The sequence below is a fragment of the Stenotrophomonas sp. PAMC25021 genome (genome assembly GCF_004795795.1).
GTDB lineage: Bacteria > Pseudomonadota > Gammaproteobacteria > Xanthomonadales > Xanthomonadaceae > Stenotrophomonas > Stenotrophomonas muris.
The window spans coordinates 2,747,224-2,767,281 of record NZ_CP039255.1 but is presented as its reverse complement, the minus strand read 5'-3'; the positions used below and the strand labels follow the sequence as shown (position 1 = coordinate 2,767,281).

The window sequence follows — 20,058 nt, the reverse complement described above, 5'->3', positions numbered from 1 at the left end:
CCGGGCTGTGGGGTCAGATCCCTTTTCCCTGTGGAAAAAGGGATCTGACCCCGACGCCGTACTCAGCCGTAGCCGCCGTGCACCGGGTTGTGACTGCGCACCGCCATCACCAATCCGAAGCCGGCCAGCAGTGACACCGCCGAGGTACCGCCGTAGCTGATCAGCGGCATCGGCACGCCCACCACCGGCAGCAGGCCGGAAATCATCCCGCCGTTCACCAGCACATAGACGAAGAACGCCAGGCCGGTGGCGCCGGCCAGCAGGCGCGAATACGAATCGCGCGACTGGCTGGCGATCCACAGGCAGCGCCCGATCACCACCAGGTACAGCGCCAGCACGGTGGCCACGCCGATCCAGCCGAACTCCTCGCTCAGCACCGAGAACGCGAAGTCGGTGGTCTGTTCGGGAATGAAGTTCAGGTGCGACTGCGAGCCCTCGCCCCAGCCCTTGCCATCGAAGCCGCCGGAACCGATCGCGATCTTCGACTGGATGATGTTCCACCCGGCCCCCAGCGCATCCATCTCCGGGTCCAGGAACATCATGATGCGGTCCTTCTGGTACGGCCGCAGCAACCAGAACCAGGCCACCGGCGCGACCGCGGCCACGCCACCCACGCCCAGGCCGACCCACCACCACGGCAGGCCGGCCAACAACAGCACGAACACGCCACTGGCAGCGATCAGCACACCAGTACCGAAGTCCGGCTGCAGCATCACCAGGCCGGTGGGCACGCCGATGATGACCAGGGCCACGAGCACGGTGTTGAAGCGCGGCGGCAGCGGCATCTTGTGCAGGTACCAGGCCACCATCATCGGCAGGCTGACCTTCAGCAGCTCGGCCGGCTGCAGGTAGAAGAACTTCAGGTCCAGCCACTGCCGGCCGTACTTGCCGGTGCCCAGCACGAACACCGCCAGCAACGGGATCATCGAGATCGCGTAGATCATCGGCGTAGCCGAGCGGATGCGCAGGATCGGCACCCGCGAGATGCCCCACAGCGCGGCCATGCCCACGGCGAAGCGCGCGCCCTGGGCCATCACCAGGCTGTCGCCACCGGCGCTCTTCAGGGTGGCCAGGCCGATCACCATCAGCGTCCCCAGGGCCAGGCACAGCACCCAGTCCAGCGTGCTGAAGAAGCGGCGCAGCATGTCGCCGGCCCAGCGCAGGAACACTCTCATCGTACGGGCTCCGCGACGGTCGGGCGTGGCGTGGCGGGCAACGCGGCGGCGGCCGGCGTACCCGGCTGCGGTGCGGGTACAGGTTCCGGCGCCGGCACGCCGACCAGCACCGGATGTTCACCCAGCTGCGCCGCGGCGAGGTCGCCAGCCTGGCGCGCGCCGGCATCTTCGTTGTCGAACGCGGTGGCGCCGATGGCGGTGGTGCCGCGCTCGCTGTCCAGTGGCTGCATGCCTTCGGGCATCTTGCCCAGCAGGTAGGCGTCGAACACCTTGCGTGCGATCGGCGCGGCCGCCGAACCACCATAGCCGCCGCCTTCCACGGCCACCGCGATCGCGATCACCGGGTTTTCCACCGGTGCGAAGCCGACGAACAGCGCGCGATGGCGCAGGTGCATCGGCAGGCTCTTCGGATTCACTGCCGCCGTGCCCTTTCGGCTGATGACCTGCGCGGTACCGGTCTTGCCGGCCATCACGTACGGCGCACCCACTGCCACGCGCCAGCCGCTGCCGCCGGGCCGCATGGTCGCCATCATGCCCTCGCGCACGGCCTGCACGTTGGCGGGGTTGGGGCTGACCGGCTTGCTCTCGCCAGCCGGCATCGCCGACCAGTCGCTGTCGAAACCCTCGCGCTGCTGGATCACCAGGTGCGGGGTGCGCAGCTGGCCATCGGCCAGACCGCTGACGCCGCGCGCCAGCTGCAGCGGGGTGACCTTCCAGTCACCCTGGCCGATGCTGATGTTGACCGTATCACCGGGGTACCAGGCTTCCTTGCGGCTCTTCCGCTTGTAGGCCGGCGACGGCAGGATGCCGCCGATCTCGCCGGTGAGGTCGATGCCGGTCGGCTGGCCGAAGCCGTAGTACTCCATGTAATGGTCGAAGCGCTCGATGCCCAGGTCCAGCGCCAGCTTGTAGTAGTAGGTGTTGACCGATTCGGCGATGGACTTGCGCAGGTCGGTCCAGCCATGGCCGCCACGGTGGGCGTCACCCCAGCCGCGGGAAGTGCCCGGCAGATAGAACATGCCGGTGGACAGCACCTTGTCTTCCGGGCGTCGAACGCCCGAATCCAGGCCGGCCAGGCCGATCAGCGGCTTCAGCGTGGAACCGGGGGCGACGCCACCGAGCACCAGGCGGTTGAACTGCGGCCGCGACGGGTTTTCGTTCAGCGCCTTGAAGTCGGCATGCGAGATGCCGTTGACGAACAGGTTGGGGTCGTAGGACGGCAGGCTGACCATCGCCAGCACTTCGCCGGTGCGCGGGTCCATCGCCACCGCCGAGCCTTCCTGGTCGCCGAAGGCGGCCACCATGGCGCGCTGCAGGTCGGCGTCGATCGACAGCCGCAGGTCGGCGCCGGACTGCGCGGCGACGCGGCCGATGGTGCGGATCGCGCGCCCCTGCACGTTGGTCTCGACCTGCTCGTAGCCGACCTTGCCGCGCAGCTGCTGCTCGTAGTAACGCTCCAGGCCGGACTTGCCGATGTGGGTCAGCGCGGCATTGCCTTCGCCGAGGATCTCCAGATCCTTGTCATCAACGCGGCCAACGTAGCCGATGATGTGCGCGAACAGATCGCCGTAGGGGTAGCGGCGGGTCAGGTAGGGCTCCAGCTCGACGCCGGGGAAGCGCCAGCGGTCGACCGCGAAGCGCGCCATCTCCTCGTCGCTCATGCGCAGCTTCAGCGTGACCGGCAGGAACTTGCGGCGCGCCTTGCGCGACTTGTTGAACGCTTCCAGCTCTTCCGGGCTGATGTTGATGATCTTCGCCAGCCCTTCCAGGGTGGCGTCCATGTCCTTGACCTTGTCCGGGGTCACGTCCAGGCGGAAGGCCGGCACGTTCTCGGCCAGCAGGCGGCCATTGCGGTCGTAGATCATGCCGCGCCCGGGCACCACCGGCCGCGGCTTGATGCGGTTGGCTTCCGAGCGCGTGGCATAGACGTCGTGGTCCAGCACCTGCAGCTTGAAGTACCAGCCGCCCAGGCCCAGCAGGCAGACCAGCACGCCCAGGAAGCCCAGCGCCGCGCGGCGGCGGAACTGTTCGGCTTCGGCGTGCGGGTTCTTGACCTGGCGGCGCGGGATCATGGCTCAGCGCCCGCGCTTGCCGAAGCGCACCGCGTCCAGCAGCACGAACACCAGCGGCCACAGGCCCATGCCCAGCAGCGGTGCCCACCAGTACGACCACGGCAGGGTCGGCTCATCCACCACGATGTGGACCAGCGCGCTGACGATGCGGTCGTTGAACAGCAGGCCGCCGATGGCCAGCATCTGCTGGGACATCGGGAAGAAGCGGATGCGGGCGCGGAAGCGCTGCAGGATGAAGGCCAGCATCACCAGCCGCAGCGCCTGTTCGCCCAGCACGCCGCCGTACAGCAGGTCGGCAACCACGCCGCTGGCGAAGGCGATGCCCAGGCCGACGCGTTCGGGGGCTTCGATGACCCAGTACGCCAGCACCAGCGCCAGCCAGTACGGGCGCAGCGGCTGCAGCAGCGCCGGCAACGGCAGCAGGCCCAGCAGCAGCGCCACCACCAGGCTGGCCGGCAGCACCCACGGGTTGTCGCGCAGGCGGCTCATCGCTGGGCCTCCGGCGTGGTCGGTTGCCGGCCAGCGGCCGGCACTACCGTAGCGCCGGAGGCTGGGGTGGAGCCCCCCTCTTGTTGAGGGGGGCGCGCCGAAGGCGCGGGGGTAAGGGAGGATGCGCGGGCCGGTTGCACCGAAGGTGCAGTCGGCTGAGGGGGGCGCGCCGAAGGCGCGGGGGTAAGGGAGGATGCGCGGGCCAGTTGCGCCGAAGGTGCAGTCGGCTGAGGGGGGCGCGCCGAAGGCGCGGGGGTAAGGGAGGATGCGGGGGCAACAGTCCTCGTTTGCGACGAGGGCTGTTGCCGGCCAGCGGCCGGCACTACCGGGGAGCTGGCCGGAGCCGGCGTCGTTGCCGCTGGCGCGGCTCCCGCAGGCACGCTGGCGCCGGTGGCCGGCCCCCCCGGGGCGGTTTCTTCCAGCTGCAGGCGCAGTTCCGGCGGAATGCGGATCGCCGCCCCCGGGCGCAGCAGCAGCACGTCGCGGCCGCGGTCGAGCTGGGCCGCCGGCTTCAGTTCGCCGACCAGGAAGGCATGGGTGTCGTCCGGGCGCAGGCCGGTGATGGTGCCGACCGGGAAGCCGGCCGGGAAGCGCCCGCCGAGGCCGGAGGTGACGATCTCATCGCCCACTTCCACGCCGGCGCTGAGCGGGATGTCGCGCAGTTCCAGCGTGTCGCCGCGGCCATAGACGATCAGGCGCACGCCGTTGCGGGCCACGGTGACCGGCACCGCGTGGTCGGGATCGGTCAGCAGCAGCACGGTGGAGGTGCCGCCGGTGACGCTGATCACCTGCCCCATCAAGCCGCCGGCATCGATCACCGCCTGGCCGACGTGCACGCCTTCGCGGGTGCCGGCGTCGAGCACCAGGCGCTGCTTCACCGGGTCCAGGTCGATGTCCAGGATCGGCGCCAGCTGCACGTCCAGGCCGCTGCGCTCGGCCACGTTCAGCAGTTCGCGCAGCTGGGCATTGTCCAGCGCGGCGGTCTGCAGGCGGGTCAGGCGCGCGTTGGCCAGCAGCAGCTGGTTGCGCAGTTCGCGATTCTCGGTCACCAGCTGGGTATGGCTGGCGGCGGAATCCTTGACCTGGTTGCCGAGCTTGCCGGGCAGGCCGGCCAGCGCCCATACCGGCTGCACCAGGCTGTTGGCCTGCTCGCGCAGGCGCGCCAGCCAGCCGGCCTGGTCATCGAGCACGATCAGGGTGATGGCCAACGCGAGATAGGCCAGCAACCGCAGGGGGCTGGCGGCATCACCGGATCGGGAGGCAACGGGAGGACCGGCGTAGGGCGGCACGGCAACGATTCAACTGGCAGAAGGCGAAAGGGAAACACGCGGGCGCCCCGCCGGTGCCGGCCCGCCATCACGGCGGGCCGCACCCCGGAAGGGCGCGGCGGGCAGGAACGGCCGGGACGGCTTATTCCGGCGCAAAGAACTCGTTGCCGTGCATGTCCACCAGCTCCAGCGCACGGCCGCCACCGCGGGCCACGCAGGTCAGCGGATCGTCGGCCACCTGCACGTGCAGGCCGGTTTCCTCGGAGATCAGGCGGTCCAGGTCGCGCAGCAGGGCGCCACCACCGGTCAGCACGATGCCGCGCTCGGCGACGTCGGCGCACAGTTCCGGCGGGGTCTGCTCCAGCGCCAGCTTGACCGCGCTGACGATGCCCGACAGCGGCTCGTGCAGGGCCTCGAGCACCTCGTTGGAGCTGATCTTGATCATCTTCGGCACGCCCTCGGCGAGGTTGCGGCCGGAGATTTCCATCTCGATCACTTCCGCCTGCGGGTAGGCGCAGCCCAGCTCGACCTTGATGCGCTCGGCGGTGGCTTCACCGATCAGCATGCCGTGGTTGCGGCGCACGTAGTTGGTGATCGACTCGTCGAAGCGGTCGCCGCCGATGCGGACCGAGGCCGAATAGACGATGCCGTTGAGCGAGATCACCGCCACTTCGGTGGTGCCGCCGCCGATGTCGATGACCATCGAGCCACGGGCCTCGGTGACCGGCATGCCGGCGCCGATCGCGGCCGCCATCGGTTCTTCGATCAGGAACACGTCACGGGCACCGGCTTCCTCGGCCGATTCCTTGATCGCGCGGCGCTCGACCTGGGTCGAGCCGGCCGGCACGCAGACCAGCACGCGCGGGCTCGGGCGCAGCACGCGCGATTTGTGCACCTTCTTGATGAAGTGCTTGAGCATCGCCTCGGTGTAGGTGAAGTCGGCGATGACGCCGTCCTTCATCGGGCGGATGGTGGTGATGTGACCCGGGGTACGGCCCAGCATCTGCTTGGCTTCGGCGCCCACGGCTGCCACCGAGCGGGTGCCACCGATGGCACGGTCCTGGCGCACGGCCACGACCGACGGCTCGTTCAGCACGATCCCCTGCCCGCGCACGTAGATGAGGGTGTTGGCCGTGCCCAGGTCGATGGACAGGTCGTTGGAGAACATGCCACGGAGTTTCTTGAACATCTGAGGAAGGAGTCCTGAGGGGTGTCGTGCCCGCCGCGGGATGGCGAAAAAATGGGCAGAAATCGAGGCCGACAAGCCTAGCAACCCGCCTGCCGCCGAGCAAGGAAAAAACTAGCTGAACCCGCGTCTTCACAGGCTTTCGGCCTGATCGGGCATCACCCGGTTCTGGCCCTGAGCGGCACCAGCGGGTAACCTTTGCGCCGTCGGGCGCCCAAGGGCGCCGTTTGCTTGCCCGCTGAACCGGGCTGGCCCACCCCAAAATTCACCGCATAGGCTTACATCGATGTCCGCTCTGATCTGTGGTTCTCTTGCCTTCGACACCATCATGGTGTTTCCGGACCAGTTCAAGAATCACATCCTGCCGGACAAGGTGCACATCCTGAACGTGTCCTTCCTGGTGCCGCGCATGCGCCGCGAGTTCGGCGGCTGCGCCGGCAACATCGCCTACAACCTGCACCTGCTGGGCGGCCAGCCGATCCCGATGGGCACCGTGGGTTCGGACTTCGGCCCGTACCGCGAGTATTTCGAAGGCCTGGGCATCGACCTGTCGCGCGTGCGCGTGATCGATGAGCTGTTCACCCCGCAGGCGTTCATCACCACCGACCACGACAACAACCAGATCACCGCCTTCCACCCGGGCGCGATGATGCGTTCCTACGAGAACCATGTGCGCGGCGTGCCGGGCGTGACCCTGGGCCTGGTCGGCCCGGATGGCCGCGAAGGCATGATCCAGAACGCGCAGGAATTCCACGAGGACGGCATCCCGTTCATCTTCGACCCGGGCCAGGCCATGCCGCTGTTCAACGGCCCCGAGCTGCGCGCCTTCATCGACCAGGCCGACTACGTGGTGGTCAACGACTACGAGTCGAACCTGCTGCAGGAACGCACCGGCTGGGACGAAAAGGAGATCGTCAGCCGGGTCAAGGCCTACATCACCACCCGCGGCCCGAAGGGCGCGGTCATCCACACCCCGGAAAAGAGCTACGACATCCCGCCGGCGCACGAGCGCCGCGTGGTCGACCCGACCGGCTGTGGCGACGCCTTCCGCGCCGGCCTGATCTACGGCATCCAGAAGGGCTACGACTGGCTGACCATCGGCCGCATGGGCAACCTGATGGGCGCACTGAAGGTCGAGCACCCGGGCACGCAGAACCAGCGCTTCACCTTCGATGAGTTCAACGAGCAGTTCAAGCAGCAGTTCGGTTACGCGCTGGGCGCGTAAACCGAACTGCCCGCGCATCGCTCGGTGGGTGTCGACCTGGGTCGACACTGCCGGCCGGCAGCCGGCACTACCGGAACTTCCGACCGACACGTTGCCTGCTCTCTGTGGAGCCGAGCCCATGCTCGGCTTGCGCGCGCCTGCGCGATCTGACCGCAGAGCAGCCGAGCGTGGGCTCGGCTCTACACGGTCATGCGGCCTGCCAGGCCGCCAACAGCGCGCGGCAATCGGCGAAATGCCAGTCGGCACGGCCGGGCCACGGGTTTTCCGGCAGGTTGACCAGTACGGTATGGGCGCCCGCGGCGCGGCCGCACTCCAGGTCGTAGGCGTGGTCGCCGACCATCACCGCCTCCCTCGCTGCAATGCCCCAGCGCCGCAGGTGCTGCTGCAGGCCATCCGGCGAGGGCTTGGGCACCGCTTCATCACGGCCGACGATGTCGGCATCATCGAACAGTTCCCCGACCCCGATCGCGTCCAGCGTCAGCTTCGCCAGCGCATGATCGTTGCGGGTCAGGATGCCCAGCCGGCAACCGTCGGCTGCCAGCGCACGCAGCAGCGTCACCGCACCCGGCGCCGGCAGCGCCTCCTCGGCCAGCACACGTTCGTGATCCAGCAGCCACTCACGCTTGGCCTGCGCCGGCGCATCCGGCAACGCTGCGATATGGTCCAGGATGTCCTCCTCGGCCGCGATCTGCAGCGCACGGCGGATCGCGGCGAAATCATGCACGGCGACGGTCAGCGTGCCATCCATGTCGAAGACCCAGTGCCGGATCGCGGACAACGCGTGCACTGCGCTGCCCGTCGCGATCATCACTGCCACCACTGCGGCATGCGACTGGCGTCGACACCGCCGGTCTCGAACACGGCCGTACGCGTGCCGCCAGCCTTGACCGGGAACTCGATGCTGATCGACTTGCCCTTGCGCGCCAGCTTCCACAACGCCTTCTGGTCGGTGATGAACAGGGCGATGGCTTCATCGGTCTTCGGGCGCCAGGCCGCCATCGACACCGGCTTGCCATCGTCCACAGTCACCTTCACCGTGCACTGCGGGCAGCGGAAATCGCCGGCCTGCAGCACCAGGTAAGCGTGCCGCTTCCACTCCGGGTGATCGCGGAACACCAGCTGCACCGGCTTGGCGCCGCTGCCATCCACGTCCACCCGTTCCTTGCTGTAGATCTGCGCCGAAACCTGGTTGCCCTTGTTGCCCACCGGGATCTGGTTGTACTGCCACAGCGCCTGCATGCGGCGCAGGTCGCGCGCGGCATCGCCCTTGGCCTTGACCTCGTCGAAGCCCGCGGCGATGCGCTCGGCGGCGGCGGTGTCCTTGTACTGGTCCAGCAGCGAGGCGCCATGCAGGCGCGCGCGTTCCCAGTCCTGCGCGGCCACGGCCATGTCGTACTGCTTGGCTACGTCCTCGGCCTTGGCTTCCTTCTGCGCCTGCACGGCGGCCGCGGCGGCTTCCTGCGCCTTGCGCTCTTCCTCGGGGTTGCTGCAGGCGGCCAGGGCCAGGGTGCAGGCGGTGAGCAGGATCAGTCGTTTCATGGCGGAGGTCCTATGCGAGTGCATCCCGATTCTATCGGCAGCGAAAAGCGGATACAGCAACGGCGGGTTTCCCCGCCGTAGCTGGTGAAGCAGTGACCGGTTGCCGGCCAGCGGCCGGCACCACCGGTTACTTGGCTTCAGCCTTGGCCAGCATGTCCTGGACCGAGGCCGTGGTGATCGGGTGGTAGCCCGGCTTGGCCTTTTCAAAGGCCTGCTTGGCCAGCTCCAGCCCCTTCGGGGTCTTCACCAGTTCGGCGTAGATCGGCAGGATCAGCTTGCGACGGCCGACGCGCTCGATGAACGCGGCAGCACCTTCATTGGCCTGCTCGTAGCCGCTGCGGATCGCCAGCGGGTACCAGCGCATGGCGATCTCGCCATTCGGGGTGCCGGTGAAGTGGAACGCCTTGTCCAGCGTGGCCAGCTTGTCCAGCGGCTGGGTCGCACCCAGGCCGTCGATGAAGCGCACCCATTCCTGCGTGCTCCAGTCGGCGATGACCTGGCTGCTCGGCACGGTGCCGGCGCTGGCGAAGGCAATGCGCGCGGTATCGACGCTGCTGAAGTTGCGCGACTGCGCCTTGGCCGCGAACGCCGGAATGCCCGGCTCGTCCAGCCACGCCTTCAGTTCGGCCTCGGTCACTGCCGAGGGATTCTTCGGCAGCAGGTTCTTCTTCATGTACGCGACGAACTGGTCGGTGTTCGCGCTCTGGAAGGCATGGTCATCGAACCAGCCGCGCAGGAACGGATCGAAGGTCTCGCGGCCGAAGCGCTGCTCCAGGAATTCCAGGAACCACGAACCCTTGACGTAGGCGACCTGGCTGAGGGCTTCGTCGGGGTCACGCTCGTTCAGCGGCGGCAGCGCCAGCGCCTGGTCGGCCGGGCTCATGTCCTTCACTTCGGCCAGCAGGTCGGTCTGGTCGATCTGCTTCTCCATCTCGGCCATCTCCTTGCCGTACAGGGCTTCGGTGATGCGGCCCTGGACGTAGGTGGTGAAGCCTTCATTGAGCCAGATGTCCTTCCAGCTGGCGTTGGTCACCAGGTTGCCCGACCAGCTGTGCGCCAGTTCATGGGCGACCAGCGAGACCAGCGACTTGTCACCGACGATCACGGTCGGGGTGGCGAAGGTCAGGCGCGGATTCTCCATGCCGCCGAACGGGAACGACGGCGGCAGCACCAGCATGTCGTAGCGGCCCCAGCGGTATTCGCCGTAGAGCTTCTCGGCGGCACCGATCATCTTCTCGGTGTCTTCGAATTCCTTGGCGGCCTTGTTGACCATGGTCGGCTCGGCCCAGACGCCGGAGCGGCCGGAGATCGGCTCGAACACCAGGTCGCCGGCGGCGATGGCCAGCAGGTAGGACGGAATCGGCTGCGGCATCTTGAAGGTGTAGTCACCGTCACGCGCGGCCTTCGGATCGTTGTCGGCGCTCATCAGCACCATCACGTCCGGGCGCGAGACCACGTGCGCGCTGTAGGTGAAACGCACGCTCGGGGTGTCCTGCAGCGGCACCCAGGAGCGGGCGTGGATGGCCTGCGACTGGCTGAACATGAAGGGCAGCTTCTTGCCTTCGGTCATCGACGGCGCCAGCCACTGCAGGCCCGAGGCGGTCGGTGCGGTGTGGTAGGTCACTTCCACCTTGGCCGGCTGTTCCGGGGTCTCGATGGTCAGCTTGCTGCCGAACACCTTGTCGACCGGGGCCAGCGCGAACTGCAGCGGGCTGCGCGCGCCATCGGCACCGACGGCCTCGACCTTGGACACGGTCAGCTCGCGGGTGTCGAGCACCAGCTGCCTGGCGTCCTTCTGCTTCCATTCCAGGGTGTAGGTGGCGGTTCCGCCGATCTGCTTCTGGTCGAAGTCCAGCTTCAGATCCAGCGCGATGTCCTTGATGACGACCTTGTCCGGCTCGGCGTACGAGCTTTCGTCGTGGCTGCGGTTCTCGGCGTTCACGGGGGCGGCGGGGGCCTTTGCGGCAGTCGGGGCGGCGGCGGGCGCGGCCGCCTCCTGGGAGCAGCCGGCGGCCAGGGCCACGGCCAGCGGAAGGAGCATCAGCGGATTACGCATGAATCGGGACCGTTACGGGGATCAAACCCCAATGGTACCTCCCTCCGGCCGCGCAGGCGTTGCGCGGTGCGGGGTAATGCAGGCCGGGGCCGTTCCTGCGCCTCCGGCGCATGCCAACCAAGGTTGGCATCTACAGGTAGGTGCCAACCTTGGTTGGCATCTACAGGCAGGTGCCCACCTTGGTTGGCACGGATCCATCAACGCACGCGGCAGGCCCGTGCCGACCAAGGTCGGCACCTACCAGAGCGGATGACCGCAGCGGGCGAGTGCCAACCAAGTTGGCACCCACCAGAGCAGGGCTTACAGCTTGTAGCCGGAGTGGATCGAGACGATGCCGCCGGTCAGGTTCTTGTAGTGGCAGCGCTCGAAGCCGGCCTGCCCCATCATCGCCTTCAGTTCGTCCTGCGGCGGGTGCTTGCGGATGCTCTCGGCCAGGTACTGGTAGCTGTCCGAATCGTTGGCGAACAGCTTGCCCAGCTTGGGCAGGATCTTGAACGAGTGGAAGTCGTAGATCGGCTTGAACCAGTCCGCGGTGACTTCGGAGAATTCCAGTACGCGGGCCTGGCCGCCCACCTTCAGCACGCGGTACATCTCGCGCAGGCCAGCGTCCTTGTCGGTCACGTTGCGCAGGCCGAAGGCAATGGTGACCAGATCGAAGCTGTTGTCCGGGAACGGCAGGGCTTCGGCGTTGCACTGCACGTAGTCCAGGCCGAGCACGAGGCCGCGGTTGGTCAGGCGGTCACGGCCGACCGACAGCATGCCGGCGTTGATGTCGCCCAGCACCACCGAGCCCTCGGCGCCGACGCGCTCCTTCAGCAGGGCGGCGATGTCGCCGGTGCCGCCGGCCAGGTCGAGCACGCGGTCGCCCGGCTTCACCTGCGCGGTGGCCACGTAGTAGCGCTTCCACGCCCGGTGCACGCCCAGGCTCATCAGGTCGTTCATCAGGTCGTAGTTGCGCGCGACCGAGGTGAACACCTGGCCGACCAGCTTCTGCTTGTCCTTGGCGGCGACGTCGCGGAACCCGAAATGGGTGGTACCGGCTTTGTAGGGGGATTCGCTCATGGCCCCGATTATCGCACCGCCGGGGGCCAGCGGCACCCCCTGCCCGTATGATGGCGGGCCACGACTTACCGGAGAGCCCCGCATGATCACCACGCCCGACTACCAGGCCCTGCTGCAGACCGCCATCGCCGAAGCCCGCCAGGGCCTGGCCGAGGGCGGCGTGCCGATCGGCGCGGCGCTGTACCACAACGACGGCCGCCTGCTCGGCTGCGGCCACAACCGCCGCGTGCAGGAAGGCGACCCGTCGGTGCATGGGGAAACCGACGCCTTCCGCAAGGCCGGCCGCCAGCGCCGTTACCAGGACACCATCATGGTCACCACCCTGGCCCCGTGCTGGTACTGCTCGGGGCTGGTGCGCCAGTTCAACATCGGCACCGTGGTGGTGGGCGAATCGCGCACCTTCCAGGGCGGCATCGACTGGCTGCGCGAAAACGGCGTCAACGTGATCGACCTGGACAACCAGGAATGCGTGGACCTGCTGGGCGATTTCATCAGCCGTCATCCCGACATCTGGAACGAGGACATCGGCGAATGAGCCACGCGCGCTCGTCTCTGCAACACATTTAATGAACGCTTCAGCGCCGGTGCGCCCTTGTGCCGGCAGCCTTTGCGGGCATCGGCGTGACCGCGCGCACAGTCAGCCACGCCACGCGCACACATTGCGGTAACACCCCACGCGGCTGACACGCCTACGGTGGGGTCACCGGGGCACCCTTTCCCCGGCGGAGCCAGCCATGTGCGCGCACGCCGTACGCCCTACGACAGACCCGATCCTCGATCCGATCCGCGAACGCTTGCAGCAGCAATATGCGCTGCACCGGCGCGGCGCGCCGTTCTGGACTGCCTATCAGCACATGCAACTGGAGCTGGTCCGCCGCCACCCGCTCGACCACGAACGCCTGTGCAATGCGATGGCCACTCTGGCCGAAGACCTCGGTACGGTCGAACATGCGCAGTTGATCGGCCATGCCAACGCAGGCTCCACATCCCGCTGACGCGGCATGCACCGCCATATACGCCACACTCGGATGAACCCCCACTCCCTTTCCACTCAACCGAACTGGATTGTCATGCACGCTGAAGTCCCCACCATTCCTCCGGTCATCAACGTTGACGCCGAGCTTGACCACTGGCGCCGCCAACATGCCGAAGGCGCACTGCCGCACAACTCGTTCGGCTCGTACGTGCCGTGGATCAAGTTCGCCTGTGATTCGCTGATCACCCAGCCGCGCGCCAGCGAGGCCGAACGTGACGAGATGTTCCAGACCCAATACGCCCTGCAGATCATGCCGCGGCTGAGCGAAGCCCAGGCCCGTGAGTTCGTCGACCGTTGCTGGCAGCACGTCTACCAGAGCAGCCCGGTGCGCAGCCTGCAGGCGCCACGACTGCAGCGCATGCGCGCCTGACCGCCGCTGCACAACCCCTGCACGGGCCACTGCCGATCATCCTCGTCACCTGAGTGGGACGACGACGATGAAAGCACGCAACCTGTTCAATACGATCGCCAAGAAGGCCGCGGCCGCCACCGGCTCGCCGTGGACCTTCCTGGCTGCAGTAGCGATCGTGGTGATCTGGGGCATCAGTGGCCCAGTGTTCGGTTTCAACGACACCTGGCAGCTGGTGATCAACACCGGCACCACCATCATCACCTTCCTGATGGTGTTCCTGATCCAGCACACGCAGAACGCGGATACTGCCGCGATGCAGATCAAGCTGGACGAGCTGATCCGGGCGACGGCCGAAGCCAACAACGAACTGTTGGATCTGGAAGAACTGGATGAAGCGCGCCTGGAAGAGATCCGCGCCGAGTACGAGCAGATGGCGCGCGAAGCCGGCGATGCGCTGGCGCGCGTTCGCGCCTGCCATGCGGCGCGGCGCGACGATGAAGCGGTGTAGCAGGCCTCCGAATGACAATGCCGGCCAACGGCCGGCACTACCCTCGATCTCCAGGTAGGTGCCAACCTTGGTTGGCACAGGGCCAGCCGCCTGCGCTGACGCATCCGTGCCAACCAAGGTTGGCACCTACCAGAAGCATTGCTTACCCGCGCTCGTGCCAGCCGCCGCCCAGCACCTTGTACAGGGTGATGCGGTTGGCCTGCTGCGCCAGCTGCGCCTCCAGCTGGGTCTGCTGCGCGTTGTAGGCGGTACGCCGCGCGTCAAGCAGGGTGACAAAGCTGTCCAGCCCCGCGTCGTAGCGTGCCTGCGACAGGCGATTGGCCTGTTCGGCCGCTTCCACCAGGCGCTGCTGTGAACTCACCTGCTCATCCAGGCTGACATTCAACGCCAGCGCATCGGCCGTTTCGCGGAATCCCACCTGGATCGACTTCTCGTACTGCGCCAGTGCGATATCACGATCCGCGTTGGCGATGGCCAGGTTGGCGCGCAGCTTGCCGCCCTGGAAGATCGGCAGGGTGATCTTCGGCAGGAAGCTCCACACACGGGTGCCGCTGTCGAACAGGTTGGACAGTTCGCTGGAGCCGCTGCCGATGCTGCCGGTCAGCGAGATGCTCGGGAAGAACGCTGCGCGTGCCGCACCGATGTTGGCATTGGCGGCCAGCAGCTGGTGTTCGGCGGCCATGATGTCCGGGCGCTGCAGCAGCACGTCGCTGGGCAGGCCGGCCGGCGGCGGGGCCAGCGCCAGCAGCTGCGGTTCGATGCTGTCCGGCAGCAGTGCCGGATCGAGCTGGCCACCGGCCAGCAGCGCCAGTGCGTTGCGGTCCTGGGCCAGCTGGCCGCGCAGGCGCGCGGCATCGGTGCGTGCGGTCTCGACCAGGGTACGGGTCTGGGTCAGCTCCAGCGCCGAACTGCCGCCGCGTTCGTGGCGGGCCTCGGCCAGGCGCAGCGAATCCTCGTAGGTCTTCAGCGTGGCATCGGCGATCTTCAGCCGCTGCGCATCAGCCCCATAGGTCAGCCACGCGGTGGCGGTCTCGGCCACCAGGCTCAGCTGCGCGTTGCGGCGGTTGGCAGCCACGGCGAAGTACTGCTGCAGCGCCGCCTCGCTGAGGTTGCGCACGCGACCGAACAGGTCCAGCTCGAACTCGGCCACACCCACGCCCGCGCTGAACTGCTCGGTGACACCGGCATCGGTACCACGGCGGTCCATCTGGCCGGTCACGGCCACGCCGGGCACGCGATCGGCGCGCTGCACGCGGTACTGGCCACGCGCGCGCTCGACATTGAGCACGGCCACGCGCAGGTCGCGGTTGTTCTGCAGCGACTGCTCGATCACCTGCTGCAGGCGCGCATCGGTGAAGAAATCGCGCCAGCCGACGGCGGCGACATCGGCCACCTCGCCCTGCGCGGCCTCGGCCGGCCACTGCGCAGGAATTGCCGGAGCGACGGCGGTGTTCTTCGGCGCCAGGGTGGAGCAGCCGGCCAGCGCGAGCGTGGCGGCAATGGAGAGGAACAGGGATGCACTTTTCATGGGGATCACTTCCATCGGTACTGCCGGATGGCAGGAGGCAGTGCCGGCCAGCGGCCGGCACTACCGTTTCGATAACGCCAGCCTGAGGCCGGCATGACCGCTACAGGTCACGTCGTGGATCTGCGCTTGAACACGCGCTGCACCACCACGAAGAACAGCGGCACGAAGAACACGCCGAGCACGGTGCCGACGATCATGCCGCCGAGCACGCCGGTGCCGATCGCCTGCTTGGCGCCGGAGCCGGCGCCGGTGGAGATCGCCAGCGGTACCACGCCCATGCCGAAGGCCAGCGAGGTCATCACGATCGGGCGCAGGCGGTCGCGCACGGCGTGCATGATCGACTCGATCAGGCTGGCGCCCTTTTCCAGGTTTTCCTTGGCGAACTCGACGATCAGGATCGCGTTCTTGCTGGTCAGGCCCACCGTGGTCAGCATCGCCACCTGGAAGTAGATGTCGCGCTCCAGGCCCTTGAAGGTGTTGGCCAGCACCGCGCCGAGGATACCCAGCGGGGCCGCCAGCAGCACCGCGGTCGGTACGCTCCAGCTTTCATACATCGCGGCCAGGCACAGGAACACGATCATCAGCGACAGCGTGTACAGCAGCGGCGTCTGCGAGCCGGCCTGGCGTTCCTGGTAGGACATCGCCGTCCATTCGATGCCGAAACCCGCCGGCAGCTGCTTGGCCAGCTGTTCGATCTCGGCCATGGCATCACCGGAGGCGACACCCGGGGCCGGTTCGCCCTGGATTTCCATTGCCGACACACCGTTGTAGCGTTCCAGGCGCGGCGAACCGTAATCCCAGTGCTTGGTAGCGAAGGCGCTGAACGGCACCATCTCACCCTTGTCGTTCTTCACGGACCAGAGATCGAAGTCCTCCGGCACCATGCGGAACGCCTGGTCGGCCTGCACGAACACGCGCTTGACGCGGCCACGATCGACGAAGTCATCGATGTACGAGCTGCCCCACGCCGCGGCCAGCGTGCCGTTGATCTGATCGATCGACAGTCCCAGCGAGGTCGCCTTGGCCGCGTCGATGTCGATGCGGAACTGCGGCGTGTCTTCCTGGCCGTTCGGGCGTACGTTGGCCAGCTTCTTGCTGCCTGCGGCCAGGCCGAGCAGCTGGTTGCGCGCGGCCACCAGTGCCTCGTGGCCCTGGCCGCTGTTGTCCTTCAGGAAGAAGGTGTAGCCCGAGGCGGTCCCCAGCTCCGGAATGGCCGGCGGCGGGAAGGCGAAGATGAAGGCATCCTTGATCTGGCCCAGGGCCGCCATCGCACGGCCGGTGATCGGCATCACGCCATTGTCGGCGTCACGCTCGCTCCAGTCCTTCAGCTTGACGAACGCCATGCCCGCGTTCTGGCCCATGCCGGCGAAGCTGAAGCCCTGCACGGAGAACACCGAGTCCACCGCATCCTTCTCGTTCTGCAGGAAGTGGTTTTCCAGTGCCGCGATCGATTCCAGCGTGCGTTCCTGGGTGGCACCGACCGGCGCCTGCACCAGCGCCATCAGCACGCCCTGGTCTTCATTGGGCAGGAACGAGCTGGGCAGGCGCACGAACAGCACGCCCATCAGCACGAACAGCGCCGCCACGATGCCCATGAAGCGCCACGGACGGTGGATGATGCCGCGCACGCCGCGCTGGTAGCTTTCGCTGGTGCGGTCGAAGCCACGGTTGAAGCCATTGAAGAAGCGACCGGCCAGGCCACGGTGGGCGACGTGGTGCTCACCCTTCTTCAGCGGCTTGAGCATGGTCGCGCACAGTGCCGGGGTCAGCACGATCGCCACCAGCACCGACAACGCCATCGCAGAGACAATCGTGGCCGAGAACTGCCGATAGATCACGCCGGTGGAGCCGCTCATGAAGGCCATCGGCACGAACACCGCCGACAGCACCAGGCCGATACCCACCAGCGCACCGGTGATCTGGCCCATCGACTTGCGGGTCGCTTCGAGCGGCGACAGCCCTTCCTCGGACATGATGCGCTCGACGTTCTCCACCACCACGATGGCATCGTCCACCAGCAGGCCGATCGCCAGCACCATCGCGAACATGGTCAGCATGTTCACCGAGAAGCCCAGCATCGCCAGCACGCCGAAGGTACCCAGCAGCACCACCGGCACGGCGATGGTCGGGATCAGGGTGGCGCGGAAGTTCTGCAGGAACAGGTACATCACCACGAACACCAGCACGATCGCTTCGATCAGGGTCTGCACCACGCCCTTGATCGACACGCGCACGAACGGGGTGGTGTCGTACGGGATCTCGGCCTTCAGGCCGGCCGGGAAGAAGCCCTTCATGTCTTCCAGCGCGGCATCCACACCGGCCGCGGTATCCAGCGCGTTGGCGCCGGTGGCCAGGGTGACCGCCAGGCCACTGGCCGGCTGGCCGTTGTAGCGGGTGACGAAGTCGTAGGACTCGGCACCCAGCTCGACGCGGGCGACATCACCCAGGCGCAGCTCGGCACCGTCCTGCGCACCGCGCACGATGATGTTTCGGAACTGTTCCGGGGTCTGCAGGCGCGACTGCGCGTTGATGGTGGCGTTGAGCTGCTGGCCCTTCACCGACGGCGCACCGCCGAGCTGGCCGATCGCCACCTGGGCGTTCTGCGCCTTGATCGCGGCGGTCACTTCCGGCACCGACAGGCCATAGGTATGCAGCTTGTTCGGGTCCAGCCAGATGCGCATGGCGTACTTGCCACCGAACACCTGGATGTTGCCCACGCCCGGCACGCGGCTCAGGCGGTCGACGACATTGGAACCGACGTAGTCGGCGATGTCGTTGGCGTCCATGCTGCCGTTCTCGGACACGAACGCGATGACGTTCAGGAAGCCCGAGCTGGACTTGGCCACGTTGATGCCCTGCCGCTGCACTTCCTGCGGCAGCAGCGGCATGGCCAGCTGCAGCTTGTTCTGCACCTGCACCTGGGCGATATCCGGGTTGGTGCCGCTCTCGAAGGTCAGGGTGATGGTGGCCTGGCCGTTGGACGAGCTGTTGGAGGAGAAGTAGATCAGGCCATCAAGGCCCTTCATGTTCTGCTCGATGATCTGCGTCACCGAGTCCTCGACCACCTTGGCCGATGCACCCGGGTAGGTGGCACTGATTTCCACCGCCGGCGGTGCGACGTTGGGGTACATCGAGACCGGCAGCTTGAACAGCGCCAGGCCGCCGGCGAGCATGATGATGATGGCGATCACCCACGCAAAGATGGGTCGATCGATGAAAAAGCGTGCCATGGGGTTCTCCGCTTACTTCGCGTCGCCGGCCGGGGCGGCAGGCTGGGCGGCTGCCGCCGGCTTGGCCGGTGCGTCGCCCTTCTCGGTGGCCTTGACCGGCATGCCGGGGCCGATCTTCTGCAGGCCTTCGACGATGACCTTGTCACCGGCCTTCAGGCCGTCCTCGACCAGCCACTTGTCGCCGACCGTGCGGCTGACCTTGACCGGGCGCACTTCGACCTTGTTGTCCTTGCCGACCACCATCGCGGTGGTGTCGCCCTTCGGATCGCGCGCGATGCCCTGCATCGGCACCAGCACCGCGTCGCTGCGCACGCCGCCGCCGATCACCGCACGCACGTACATGCCCGGCATCAGCAGGCCGTCCGGGTTGTCCACCTTCACGCGCAGGCCGAAGCTGCCGGTGGTCGGATCGACGCTGACTTCGGAGAACTCCAGCGTGCCCTTGTGCTCGAAGGTGCTGCCGTCTTCCATCAGGATGCTGACCGGCAGGGTCTGGTTGTCCTGCAGGCGGCCGGCGGCCAGTTCGCGGCGCAGCTGCAGCAGCTCGGCCGAGGACTGGGTCAGGTCGACATAGATCGGGTCCAGCTGCTGCACGGTGGCCAGTGCGTTGGCCTGGCCGGCGCTGACCAGCGCACCCTGGGTGACGCTGGACTTGCCGATGCGGCCGCTGATCGGCGCGGTGATGCGGGCGTAGCCCAGGGTGACGTTGGCCGCATCCAGCGAGGCCTTGGCGGCACCGACGTCGGCCTCGGCCTGCTTCTGCGCGGCGACGGCGTTCTCCAGGTCCTGCTGGCTGACCGCATCGACCTTGGCCAGCTCGGTGATGCGCTTGGCACTCAGGCGCGCGGCATTGGCGGTGGCTTCGGCGCGGGCCAGCTGGGCGCGGGCGTTGTTGGCCTGGGCCCGGTAGCTGGCATCGTCGAGCTGGTACAGCGGCTCGCCGGCCTTGACCATGCCGCCCTCGGTAAACAGGCGCTTGGCCACGATGCCATTGACCTGCGGGCGCACTTCGGCGACCAGGAAGGCATTGGTACGGCCCGGCAGTTCGCGGGTCAGGCCCACGGTCTCGGACTTCAGCGTGACCACGGTGACGTCACCCGGGCCCTGCTCGGGGGCCTGGGGTTGGCCGCCGCAGGCAGCCACGGTCGCGGCGATTGCCAGCGACAGTGCAAAGGGTCGGATTCGGCTCAGCAACATGACGGAAAGGCTCTTGGAGGAAGGAATCTCAGAGGGAGCTGATATCGATGGACGTTCCCCTTCCGGTGAAAGCCCGCAGATCGCGCCCACCCGGGTGGAGTGGGCGCCAGACCGGCCTGCCACGCACACGACGGG

17 protein-coding genes are annotated in these 20,058 nt (G+C 67.5%); 5 read left to right on the top strand and 12 right to left on the bottom strand.

Going from position 1 to position 20,058, the window contains the following annotated elements; all coding sequences use genetic code 11:
- Positions 1–62: 62 nt before the first annotated feature.
- From rodA to E5790_RS13010, 5 genes are all read right to left on the bottom strand, one after another.
- Complete coding sequence (gene rodA / locus E5790_RS13030; RefSeq protein WP_014648447.1) at positions 63–1,175, bottom strand: rod shape-determining protein RodA; 1,113 nt, start codon at positions 1,173–1,175, stop codon at positions 63–65.
- Positions 1,172–3,247 carry a penicillin-binding protein 2 gene (mrdA, locus tag E5790_RS13025; protein WP_053496216.1) on the bottom strand — a complete coding sequence of 692 codons (2,076 nt, stop codon included), beginning with the start codon at positions 3,245–3,247 and terminating at the stop codon, positions 1,172–1,174. Before mrdA ends, rodA begins: the two co-directional genes overlap by 4 nt.
- Before the next feature lie 3 nt (positions 3,248–3,250).
- A complete protein-coding gene (gene mreD, locus E5790_RS13020) occupies positions 3,251–3,736 on the bottom strand; it encodes a rod shape-determining protein MreD (protein WP_005419400.1) in 486 nt (161 codons plus the stop codon).
- Positions 3,733–5,025, bottom strand: coding sequence for a rod shape-determining protein MreC (gene mreC, locus E5790_RS13015; protein ID WP_136191761.1), 1,293 nt, complete (start codon positions 5,023–5,025; stop codon positions 3,733–3,735). The genes mreD and mreC overlap by 4 nt, the downstream gene beginning before the upstream one ends.
- Before the next feature lie 121 nt (positions 5,026–5,146).
- A complete protein-coding gene (locus E5790_RS13010) occupies positions 5,147–6,193 on the bottom strand; it encodes a rod shape-determining protein (RefSeq protein ID WP_005419402.1) in 1,047 nt (348 codons plus the stop codon).
- 283 nt (positions 6,194–6,476) lie between these two features.
- Here E5790_RS13010 and E5790_RS13005 point away from each other — a divergent pair, with 283 nt between their 5' ends.
- Entirely contained in the window at positions 6,477–7,415 is a 939-nt protein-coding gene (locus E5790_RS13005) for a carbohydrate kinase family protein (RefSeq protein ID WP_005411078.1), read from the top strand.
- Between the two features lie 187 nt (positions 7,416–7,602).
- Here the strand turns inward: E5790_RS13005 and E5790_RS13000 are convergent, their stop codons facing one another.
- The 4 genes from E5790_RS13000 to ubiE all read right to left on the bottom strand — a co-directional run bounded on the left by E5790_RS13000 (position 7,603) and on the right by ubiE (position 12,072).
- On the bottom strand, positions 7,603–8,223 hold the full coding sequence (locus tag E5790_RS13000; RefSeq protein ID WP_049406055.1) for an HAD family hydrolase: 621 nt from the start codon (positions 8,221–8,223) through the stop codon (positions 7,603–7,605).
- Positions 8,223–8,954 (bottom strand): hypothetical protein, encoded by a 732-nt coding sequence (locus E5790_RS12995; protein ID WP_008265071.1) that lies wholly within the window; start codon positions 8,952–8,954, stop codon positions 8,223–8,225. Before E5790_RS12995 ends, E5790_RS13000 begins: the two co-directional genes overlap by 1 nt.
- Positions 8,955–9,081: 127 nt before the next feature.
- Complete coding sequence (locus E5790_RS12990; RefSeq protein WP_041863838.1) at positions 9,082–11,010, bottom strand: M1 family metallopeptidase; 1,929 nt, start codon at positions 11,008–11,010, stop codon at positions 9,082–9,084.
- A 300-nt stretch (positions 11,011–11,310) separates the two neighbouring features.
- Positions 11,311–12,072, bottom strand: a complete 762-nt coding sequence (ubiE, locus tag E5790_RS12985; protein ID WP_005411082.1) for a bifunctional demethylmenaquinone methyltransferase/2-methoxy-6-polyprenyl-1,4-benzoquinol methylase UbiE — start codon at positions 12,070–12,072, stop codon at positions 11,311–11,313.
- Positions 12,073–12,154: 82 nt separating this feature from the next.
- Here ubiE and E5790_RS12980 point away from each other — a divergent pair, with 82 nt between their 5' ends.
- From E5790_RS12980 to E5790_RS12965, 4 genes are all read left to right on the top strand, one after another.
- On the top strand, positions 12,155–12,607 hold the full coding sequence (locus tag E5790_RS12980) for a nucleoside deaminase (protein ID WP_005419409.1): 453 nt from the start codon (positions 12,155–12,157) through the stop codon (positions 12,605–12,607).
- Positions 12,608–12,806: 199 nt separating this feature from the next.
- Positions 12,807–13,067: a hypothetical protein gene (locus E5790_RS12975; RefSeq protein ID WP_111206417.1), complete on the top strand. Its 261-nt coding sequence runs from the start codon at positions 12,807–12,809 to the stop codon at positions 13,065–13,067.
- A gap of 75 nt (positions 13,068–13,142) precedes the next feature.
- Positions 13,143–13,478, top strand: a complete 336-nt coding sequence (locus E5790_RS12970) for a hypothetical protein (protein WP_005411085.1) — start codon at positions 13,143–13,145, stop codon at positions 13,476–13,478.
- Between the two features lie 67 nt (positions 13,479–13,545).
- Positions 13,546–13,968, top strand: coding sequence for a low affinity iron permease family protein (locus tag E5790_RS12965; RefSeq protein WP_032961193.1), 423 nt, complete (start codon positions 13,546–13,548; stop codon positions 13,966–13,968).
- 142 nt (positions 13,969–14,110) lie between these two features.
- On the opposite strand, the gene smeF is transcribed toward E5790_RS12965, so the two are convergent.
- From smeF to smeD, 3 genes are all read right to left on the bottom strand, one after another.
- Positions 14,111–15,511: a multidrug efflux RND transporter outer membrane subunit SmeF gene (smeF, locus tag E5790_RS12960; protein ID WP_136191760.1), complete on the bottom strand. Its 1,401-nt coding sequence runs from the start codon at positions 15,509–15,511 to the stop codon at positions 14,111–14,113.
- Between the two features lie 92 nt (positions 15,512–15,603).
- The gene (gene smeE, locus E5790_RS12955) at positions 15,604–18,726 is read right to left on the bottom strand and encodes a multidrug efflux RND transporter permease subunit SmeE (protein WP_014648457.1); all 3,123 of its coding nucleotides are present in this window, start codon (positions 18,724–18,726) and stop codon (positions 15,604–15,606) included.
- 12 nt (positions 18,727–18,738) lie between these two features.
- Entirely contained in the window at positions 18,739–19,923 is a 1,185-nt protein-coding gene (smeD, locus tag E5790_RS12950) for a multidrug efflux RND transporter periplasmic adaptor subunit SmeD (protein WP_014648458.1), read from the bottom strand.
- Positions 19,924–20,058 lie beyond the last annotated feature (135 nt).

Excerpts from the sequence above, each read along its gene's own strand:
- E5790_RS12990 (WP_041863838.1), bottom strand. The coding sequence starts at position 11,010 with ATGCGTAATCCGCTGATGCTCCTTCCGCTGGCCGTGGCCCTGGCCGCC.
- mrdA (WP_053496216.1), bottom strand. The coding sequence starts at position 3,247 with ATGATCCCGCGCCGCCAGGTCAAGAACCCGCACGCCGAAGCCGAACAG.
- E5790_RS12970 (WP_005411085.1), top strand. The coding sequence starts at position 13,143 with ATGCACGCTGAAGTCCCCACCATTCCTCCGGTCATCAACGTTGACGCC.
- rodA (WP_014648447.1), bottom strand. The coding sequence starts at position 1,175 with ATGAGAGTGTTCCTGCGCTGGGCCGGCGACATGCTGCGCCGCTTCTTC.
- E5790_RS12980 (WP_005419409.1), top strand. The coding sequence starts at position 12,155 with ATGATCACCACGCCCGACTACCAGGCCCTGCTGCAGACCGCCATCGCC.
- E5790_RS13000 (WP_049406055.1), bottom strand. The coding sequence starts at position 8,223 with ATGATCGCGACGGGCAGCGCAGTGCACGCGTTGTCCGCGATCCGGCAC.
- E5790_RS13010 (WP_005419402.1), bottom strand. The coding sequence starts at position 6,193 with ATGTTCAAGAAACTCCGTGGCATGTTCTCCAACGACCTGTCCATCGAC.
- smeF (WP_136191760.1), bottom strand. The coding sequence starts at position 15,511 with ATGGAAGTGATCCCCATGAAAAGTGCATCCCTGTTCCTCTCCATTGCC.
- E5790_RS12975 (WP_111206417.1), top strand. The coding sequence starts at position 12,807 with ATGTGCGCGCACGCCGTACGCCCTACGACAGACCCGATCCTCGATCCG.
- ubiE (WP_005411082.1), bottom strand. The coding sequence starts at position 12,072 with ATGAGCGAATCCCCCTACAAAGCCGGTACCACCCATTTCGGGTTCCGC.
- E5790_RS12965 (WP_032961193.1), top strand. The coding sequence starts at position 13,546 with ATGAAAGCACGCAACCTGTTCAATACGATCGCCAAGAAGGCCGCGGCC.
- mreD (WP_005419400.1), bottom strand. The coding sequence starts at position 3,736 with ATGAGCCGCCTGCGCGACAACCCGTGGGTGCTGCCGGCCAGCCTGGTG.
- smeD (WP_014648458.1), bottom strand. The coding sequence starts at position 19,923 with ATGTTGCTGAGCCGAATCCGACCCTTTGCACTGTCGCTGGCAATCGCC.
- smeE (WP_014648457.1), bottom strand. The coding sequence starts at position 18,726 with ATGGCACGCTTTTTCATCGATCGACCCATCTTTGCGTGGGTGATCGCC.
- E5790_RS12995 (WP_008265071.1), bottom strand. The coding sequence starts at position 8,954 with ATGAAACGACTGATCCTGCTCACCGCCTGCACCCTGGCCCTGGCCGCC.
- E5790_RS13005 (WP_005411078.1), top strand. The coding sequence starts at position 6,477 with ATGTCCGCTCTGATCTGTGGTTCTCTTGCCTTCGACACCATCATGGTG.